The organism is Streptomyces durbertensis (assembly GCF_014156695.1).
In the GTDB taxonomy this organism is placed as follows: Bacteria; Actinomycetota; Actinomycetes; order Streptomycetales; family Streptomycetaceae; genus Streptomyces; species Streptomyces durbertensis.
The window spans coordinates 1-7,366 of the sequence record NZ_WMLF01000265.1; the positions used below are offsets into that span (position 1 = coordinate 1).

A 7,366-nucleotide genomic window follows, 5' to 3' on the forward strand; every position below is an offset into this window, starting at 1 on the left:
CGACAACCGGCTGCTCGTCCCCGCCATGGCCCGCCACGACGCCGGGGTGCCGGGCGCCGCCGGGGAGGTGCGGGAGCTGGTCGGCTCCCGGCTGCGGCCGGTGTGGGAGCAGATGTGGCGCTGCGTGGCGCTGCTGCGCGAGCTGCCGCCGGGAGAGCGGGTCGCCGGCCGCTGGGAGAGCGACCGCTGGTCCTACACCGCGCACCGGGACCGGCTCCGCGCCGGGGAGCCGCCCCAACCGCGGCGCGACGACGCGGTCACCGCCGCCCGCAAACTCGCCGTCCGGGAGCGCGACCAGGCTCGGTTGGCCGCCCAGGAGGCGCTGGACGACCCGCTGGTCATGGCCGAACGGCGGCTCACGGGTGAGGCGTTCGTCGGCGTGGTCACGGCGGTGGAGCCGGCGTGGTCGGAGGGCCGCCGCCCGATGCCGCGCCCGCTGGTGACGCTGGAGACGGACGACGAACCGCTGCTGACGCCGGGCACGAAGGTGTACCGCGTCCTGCCGTCCGGCTCCACCCAGACGGGAGAACTGCTCACCGGGCGCGACGGTTCCACCGACCCGTCGGACGGCTCCGGCGGCGGTGAGCCCGTGGTCGTCCGGCTGCTCAACGGCATGGGCCGGAGCAAGGAGCCCGGCCCCGGCACGGTCCCCGAGGTGGGCGACCGGCTGTGCTGGACGTTGTTCGAGCACGCGCCGCGCGGCGGCCCGGCGCTCCCCGAGCCGGAGGACACACCCTGGACGCACGGCGGGCCGCCCGAGCCGGTGACCGCCGTTCCGGCGCCCCGCGCCCCGGCCGCGCCGCCGGCGCCCGCCGCCGCGCAGGTCGGCACCGCACGGCCCGGCGCCGCACGGCCCGGCGCCCCGCACTCCGACGCCCCGCACTCCGACAGCCCGCAGCCCGGCTTCGACCCGCTGCACACCACGCTGCCCGATCCGGCGACCCCGGAGGACCTGCTGTGAGCCCCCTCTCCCCCGCCGACACCCGGACCTCCACGCTCGCACCGGCCGATCCGGCCGTCGCCGACCCCGGGGCGGCGGCCGACGCCGCCACCGAGGCCATCCTGGCCTCGCTGCACGGTCCCGAGCGCGGCGTTGTCGTCAACTCCCCGCCCGGCGCCGGGAAGTCGACGCTGGTGGTGCGCGCGGCGCGGGAGCTGGCCGCCGCCGGCCGCCGGCTGATGGTCGTCGCCCAGACGAACGCCCAGGTGGACGACCTGGTGGACCGGCTGGCGGCGGCCGACCCCGCGCTGCCGATCGGCCGTCTGCACAGCACCGAGGCCCGCGCCCACGACCCGGCCGCGCCCGACCTGACCCGCCACCCCGCCGTGCGGATGTCCGCGAAGCCGGCGGACCTGCTCGGCATGGACGTGGTGGTGTCGACCGCCGCGAAATGGGCGCACGTCAAGGACGTCGAGCCGTGGGAGTACGCCATCGTCGACGAGGCGTACCAGATGCGTTCCGACGGCCTGCTGGCGGTGGCGCGGCTCTTCGAGCGCGCGCTGTTCGTCGGCGACCCGGGCCAGCTGGATCCGTTCAGCCAGGTCGGCACCGAGCAGTGGGCCGGGTTGTCCTACGACCCGTCGATGAGCGCGGTCGCGACGCTGCTCGCGCACAATCCGGAGCTGCCCCAGCACCGGCTCCCGGTCTCCTGGCGGCTGCCGGCGTCGGCGGCCCCGCTGGTGTCCCGGGCGTTCTACCCCGACAACCGGTTCCGCAGCGGGACGGAGCCCGGCGACCGCCGGCTCGCCTTCGGCGCGGCCTCCGACGGCTCCGCGACGGACCGGGCGCTGGACATCGCCGCCGAGGCCGGCTGGGCGCTGCTCGAACTGCCCGCCCGCCGCACACCGCGCACCGACCCGGAGGCCGTCGCGGCGGTCGCCGACGTGGTGCGGCGGCTGCTGGAGCGCGACGGCGAGACGCTCAGCGAGCGCTCGTCCGAGCCGGCGCCGCTGACCGCCGACCGGATCGCCGTCGGCACCGCCCACCGGGACCAGGCGGCGGCCGTCCGCGCGGCGCTGGCCGCGCTCGGCGTCGAGGGAGTCACCGCCGACACGGCGAACCGGCTGCAGGGGCGGGAGTTCGACGTGACGGTGGTGTTGCACCCGCTGTCGGGGCGGCCGGACGCCACCGCGTTCCATCTGGAGACGGGCCGGCTGTGCGTGCTCGCGTCCCGGCACCGGCACGCCTGCGTGGTGGTGTGCCGGGCGGGCGTCACGGAGCTGCTGGACGCGTACCCGGAGGTCGAGCCGGTCCGGCTCGGGGTGGACGTCCGCTTCCCGGACGGCTGGGAGGCCCACCAGGAGGTCCTGGCCACCCTCGCCGCCCACCGCGTCCGCCAGGACTGATCCCGACGGGCTGCCCCCGGCCGGCTGACCCGTCGGGCCCGGCCGTGGTCTGCCGGTCGCCGCCCGCAGGCGGGACAATGGAGGGAACGGTCGCTCCGACCCGCCACCACACGGAGGTGTCTCCATGCCAGAGCCGCATTCGGCTCCGGACCCACGCGGTGCCGCACCGCGCTTCCGCCGCCCGGCGCCGCTGACGTTCGAGCCCCCGGGCGAGTCGGCGGACCCCGAGCGCTTCTTCGACCTCGAGTCGATCACCGACCCCCGGGAGCTGCTGGCCAGGTCCACGCAGCTCGCTCTGGCGTTCCGCGCCGCCGCCGACCGGGCGGTGGAGTTCCAGGCGATGGCCGCCGCGCAGCTCGCCGACCCCGGCCGCTTCGACCGGCTGCCGGACGCGGCCATCGCCGAGCGCGCGGACTGGACGGAGGACTACGCCCGCAAGATGGTGGAGTTCGGCCGCGAGCTCATGCGGAGCCGTCCGGTGGACTGAGCGGGCCCTCGGCCCGGCACCCACTGACTCGTACCCGCTGACCACGGCATATCGATTTCCGGTTCCCCGGATCCGGGTGCTATCGTCTACGACGTCAGCAGGCGCCGCTAGCTCAGTTGGTTAGAGCAGCTGACTCTTAATCAGCGGGTCCGGGGTTCGAGTCCCTGGCGGCGTACTCCATCACCAGGTGATGCTGGGCCTTTCCGGGCGACCGGAAGGGCCCAGAGCTGTTTTCCGGCCCCGTTGTGCCGAGGTCGCCGAGGTCGCCCGGGTTGCCGCCGCCAGGCCGCGGCAACCTCCCGGGGCCCTCAGCGCGTGGCCAGGGCCACCGCGGCCGCGTAGCCCTCGTCGACCGGCACGTCCGCGAGCCGCCAGCCGTCCGGCCCGGCGGCGGGCGTCGGGCCGCTGCCGACGTAGTCCAGGTCGAGACTCCGGCCCAGCCCGGTGCCGATGCCCTTGAGGTAGGCCTCCTTGCGCGCCCAGGTCCGGGCGAAGGCGACCGGCCGTTCGGCGGTCGGCAGCCCGGCCAGTTCCTTCGCTTCCCTCGGGTGGAGACTGCCGGCGACCTCGTCGACCGTCCGGGCCCGGGGCAGCCGCTCGACGTCCGCGCCCACCGGCGTCGGGGCGAGGGCGATCAGCGCGAGGTCCCCGCTGTGCGAGAGGGAGAAGTGCGGTCCGCCGCCCCCGGCGAGCGCGGGCCGGCCGTGCGGCTCGTCGCAGCACGGGCACGGCTCGCGGACCAGTTCGATCTTTGTCGGCGGCACGTCCAGGCGGGCGCCGAGCAGCAGCCGCAGCGCCACGTGCGCGCCGGTGTAGAGCACCCGGTCGGCGTCGGCGCGGAACGCGTCCGCCCGCCGCCGCTCGGCGTCGCTGAGCAGGTCCGACACACGCGGCAGCTCGGCAGTGTGCCGGGTGGGCCGCACCAGCCACACCTCCGGCCCGTCCCCTGCGGACCGCGATGGCGGCGGGGGCTCCAGGAGCGACGTCAGCTCGCGGGGCGGCAGGAGCGGCGGTGGCGACGACACACCCGTCACCCTAACGGGCGACCTTCCGCCCCGACCGCAGCTTTCCGGCCACTCCCCGCCGGTATTCGGCCGCCCCGCTCAGTCCCGCGTCACCTGCACGTTCCAGTCGCCCGAGGCCGAACGGCCGAGCACGCTCACCCGCACCGCGCCGTCGTCCACCGCGATGCTCTCGCCCACGCCCAGCGGCGCGTCCGCCAGGGACGGCTGCACCGAGCTGCCCTCGCACGCGGAGCTGTCCGGATGACCGTCCAGGACCTCGATCGGGCCCTGCGCGGAGGCGGTGTCGCTGCGCACCCGGTAGACCAGGGCTCCGCTTGTGCACACACCGGCGTCGTTGCCGAGCGGTTCGCGGATCTCGACGGCCAGCGCCTCGGACGCGCCCGTGCGCACGACCACCATGCGGCTGCCCGCCCGGCCCCGGCCGCCTTCGGAGCGTTCCGCGGGCGCGGCGAGCGGCACGAGGGTGTGCAGGGTGGTGCCGGGCTGGGAGACGCAGTCGATCTGCCGGTCGTCGAGCCAGCCCAGCTTCCACTTGTGCCAGCCGAAGGGCTCGGGGGCGAGGCCGAACTGGCTGCCCATGAGGTCCCAGTCGCCGACGTGGGTGTCCCAGTCGCCCTTGCCGTCCTCGGGGCGGTTGTAGAGGTCGGGCAGGTCGAAGACGTGCCCGGTCTCGTGCGCGAGGACGTTGCGGTCGGCCGGGAACTTCTCGAACAGGGTGACCAGACGGCGGAGTTCGACGCCGTCGGCCCGTAGCGGCTGCTGGAGGTTGACGACCTTGGTGGCGTCGGAGTCCACGCCGGGGGCGCTCGGGTCGGCGACCAGGTAGACGACGTCGTAGCGGCTGAAGTCGACGTGCGGGTCGGTGACCGCCAGGGCGTCCCGCAGATAGTCCGCGCGGCTGCCGCTGCGCCAGTCCCGCGCTATGTCGTACGCCGTCGACTCCCGGGGCATCTCCAGCCAGCGCGGCACCGGGTGCGGTCGCAGGGTGAACCGGCCGTAGGAGGCGCGCTCGAAGAAGTCGCTGGTGGCCGGGAAGTAGTCGCGTACCAGCTCCTCCGGGGTGTGGGCGGGGGGCGAGTCGGGGAAGGAGAGGAACAGCATGACGGCGTCGACGGTGCCCTCGGGCTTCACGTAGGAGGCGTTCCAAGTGTCCAGCCCCAGGGAGTGATGGGCGTCGGTGCGTTCCAGCGCGCACGGGTCGCCCGTCGGCTGCTGCTGCAGCGGGCCGGCCATCGAGGCGGTGCCCGCCACCGCCGCGAGCGCCGTCAGGACGGACAACGATCTGCGCAGCCGGCCGGTTCGCGCGGCGGCTGTGCGGTCGGAGCGCTCGGTTCGCACCGGGACCTCCCGTGACGAGTGGGGACCCCCTCACCTTGTTCACCCACCGGCCGCTCCCGCCTGTTCGGCTACGCCGATCAGGTCCCCCCTGCCCCACGCCACACAGACGCACCAGACGACCCTGATCGTCACTCTCCGTGAAACTTCGGGATGGGCTCATCGAGGCCCCGCAGCCTCGCACTGGCGTCCGCCTCCGTCCCCTGCGGGTGTGTTAGGACACCCTCCGATGCTGGCTCCCGACCCTCAACAGCCCCTATGATCGGCAGACTTTCCAGCGACGAATCCCCTTTGGGAGCGATCGGTGAACGGAACGCGCCACAGCCCGTGCGAGGGCCCGTCAGCCACTGGAACCGGACAACTCTCGATCACGGAGAGTGACCTTCCGGCCTCGTTCATCGCCCAGGCCCCGAGCCGCGAACGGGAGGCCGACTTCCGGGCCGCCTTCCACCTCGCGGAGTTCGCGATGGCCGTGGTCTCCCGCAGCGGCCGGATCAACGCCGCCAACCGCGCGCTCGCCGCGCTCTTCGACACCTCCGCCCGCCAGCTCGCCGGCCTGCCCGTGACCGAACTGGCCGGCATCGGCCAGAGCGCCGGCACCCGCGAGGCCTGCCAGGCGGTGCTGCGCGGGGAGAGCGAACGCATGCGCTGCCGCCGTCGGCTGAAGCAGCCGGACGGCCAGCCGTTCTGGGCCGAGGTCACCCTCGTGCCGCTGCGCCGCGACGGCTCCGCCCTGCTCACCGTCACCGACGTCAGCGAGCGGCGCGACCTGCAGGAGCGGCTGCGCCACATGGAGATGCACGACCCGGTGACCCGGCTGCCGAACCGCGCGCTGTTCTTCGAACGCCTCCAGGCGGCGCTCACCGACAGCACAACCGGCCGCATCGGCCTGTGCTACCTGGACCTCGACGGCTTCAAGGCGATCAACGACACCTACGGCCACCGGGCCGGCGACGAACTCCTCGACGCCGTCGGGCAGCGCCTCACCCGGGTCGCCGCCGGCGGGCCGCGCGGCGGGCACCTGGTCGCCCGACTGGGCGGCGACGAGTTCGCCGTCCTGGTCGACGACTCCACCGGCCCCGATCGACTCACCGCCCTCGCCGAGGAGCTGCAACGCGTGCTGGAACGCTCCTTCCAGCTCGCCGGCCAGCGCATGGACGTCTCCGCCAGCATCGGCGTGGTGGAACGATCGTGCATCGGGACCTCCGCCACCGAGCTGATGCAGGCCGCCGACACGACCCTCTACTGGTCGAAGGCCGACGGGCGGGCCCGCTGGACGCTCTTCGACCCCGAACGCAACGCTCACCGCATGACCCGCCAGGCCCTCTCGAGCACCCTGCGCCGCGCCATCGACCGGGGCGAGTTCGCCCTGGAGTTCCAGCCGATCGTCGGACTCGCCGACGACTGCCTGCGCGGCGTCGAGGCCCTGGTCCGCTGGCGCCACCCCGAACTCGGCACCCTCGGCCCCGGCCAGTTCATCGGCCTCGCCGAGGAGAACGGCTCCATCGTCCAACTCGGCCGCTGGGTACTGGGCGAGGCGTGCCGCCAGGCCCGGCGCTGGCAGCTGGAGCACACCGGAAGCCCGCTCTACGTCTCCGTCAACGTGGCCGTCCGCCAGGTGTGGGACTCCGACCTCGTCGCCGACGTGGCGATGGCACTCAACGAGAGCGGCCTCCCGGCCGGCCTCCTCCAGCTCGAACTCACCGAGTCGGCGGTGATGGGCTCCGGCGGCCGCCCCCTCCAGTCGCTGCGCGCCCTGTCCGCCATGGGCGTGCGCATCGCCATCGACGACTTCGGCACCGGCTACTCCAACCTCGCCTACCTCAGCCGGCTTCCCGTGCGCGCGCTCAAACTCGACGGGACGTTCGTCAGCAACTTCCGGCTCGCCTCCCAGCGCAGCCGCGCCGACGAGACGATCGTGACCTCGCTCGTCGACCTCGCCCACAAGCTCGGCCTCACCGTCACCGCCGAGTGCGTCGAAGGACCCGCCCAGGCCGACCGGCTGCGCCGCATCGGCTGCGACACCGGCCAGGGGTGGCACTACTCCAAACCCGTCCCCGCCGAACGCATCTCCGAACTGCTCAGCGCGTGAACACCCTCGGCGCCGGGGGCCGGCCTCAACCGCCGGACCCGGCTCACAGCGGGTTCAGCGGTTGAAGAGGGTGCCGAGGGC

5 protein-coding genes, 1 tRNA gene and 1 pseudogene are annotated in these 7,366 nt (G+C 74.5%); 5 read left to right on the forward strand and 2 right to left on the reverse strand.

The features are described 5' to 3' along the window. The 4 genes and pseudogenes from GL263_RS17345 to GL263_RS17360 all read left to right on the forward strand — a co-directional run. Positions 1–961, forward strand: a pseudogene (locus GL263_RS17345) (hypothetical protein); the annotation flags it as partial. Then, positions 958–2,346: an AAA domain-containing protein gene (locus tag GL263_RS17350; RefSeq protein ID WP_182856637.1), complete on the forward strand. Its 1,389-nt coding sequence runs from the start codon at positions 958–960 to the stop codon at positions 2,344–2,346. The pseudogene GL263_RS17345 and the gene GL263_RS17350, both read left to right, overlap by 4 nt. A 124-nt stretch (positions 2,347–2,470) precedes the next feature. Then, positions 2,471–2,833, forward strand: a complete 363-nt coding sequence (locus tag GL263_RS17355; RefSeq protein WP_182856638.1) for a DUF8844 domain-containing protein — start codon at positions 2,471–2,473, stop codon at positions 2,831–2,833. A 101-nt stretch (positions 2,834–2,934) separates the two neighbouring features. Beyond that, a tRNA-Lys gene (locus tag GL263_RS17360) sits at positions 2,935–3,008 on the forward strand. 133 nt (positions 3,009–3,141) lie between these two features. Here the strand turns inward: GL263_RS17360 and GL263_RS17365 are convergent. Both GL263_RS17365 and GL263_RS17370 read right to left on the reverse strand, forming a co-directional pair. Then, the gene (locus GL263_RS17365) at positions 3,142–3,858 is read right to left on the reverse strand and encodes a 4'-phosphopantetheinyl transferase family protein (RefSeq protein WP_323379445.1); all 717 of its coding nucleotides are present in this window, start codon (positions 3,856–3,858) and stop codon (positions 3,142–3,144) included. 78 nt (positions 3,859–3,936) lie between these two features. After that, a complete protein-coding gene (locus tag GL263_RS17370; RefSeq protein WP_438947972.1) occupies positions 3,937–5,196 on the reverse strand; it encodes a M6 family metalloprotease domain-containing protein in 1,260 nt (419 codons plus the stop codon). A 463-nt stretch (positions 5,197–5,659) separates the two neighbouring features. Between GL263_RS17370 and GL263_RS17375 the strand changes: the two genes are divergently transcribed. Beyond that, the gene (locus tag GL263_RS17375) at positions 5,660–7,285 is read left to right on the forward strand and encodes a putative bifunctional diguanylate cyclase/phosphodiesterase (RefSeq protein WP_267132778.1); all 1,626 of its coding nucleotides are present in this window, start codon (positions 5,660–5,662) and stop codon (positions 7,283–7,285) included. Positions 7,286–7,366: the final 81 nt, after the last annotated feature.

Excerpts from the sequence above, each read along its gene's own strand:
- GL263_RS17355 (WP_182856638.1), top strand. The coding sequence starts at position 2,471 with ATGCCAGAGCCGCATTCGGCTCCGGACCCACGCGGTGCCGCACCGCGC.
- GL263_RS17375 (WP_267132778.1), top strand. The coding sequence starts at position 5,660 with ATGGCCGTGGTCTCCCGCAGCGGCCGGATCAACGCCGCCAACCGCGCG.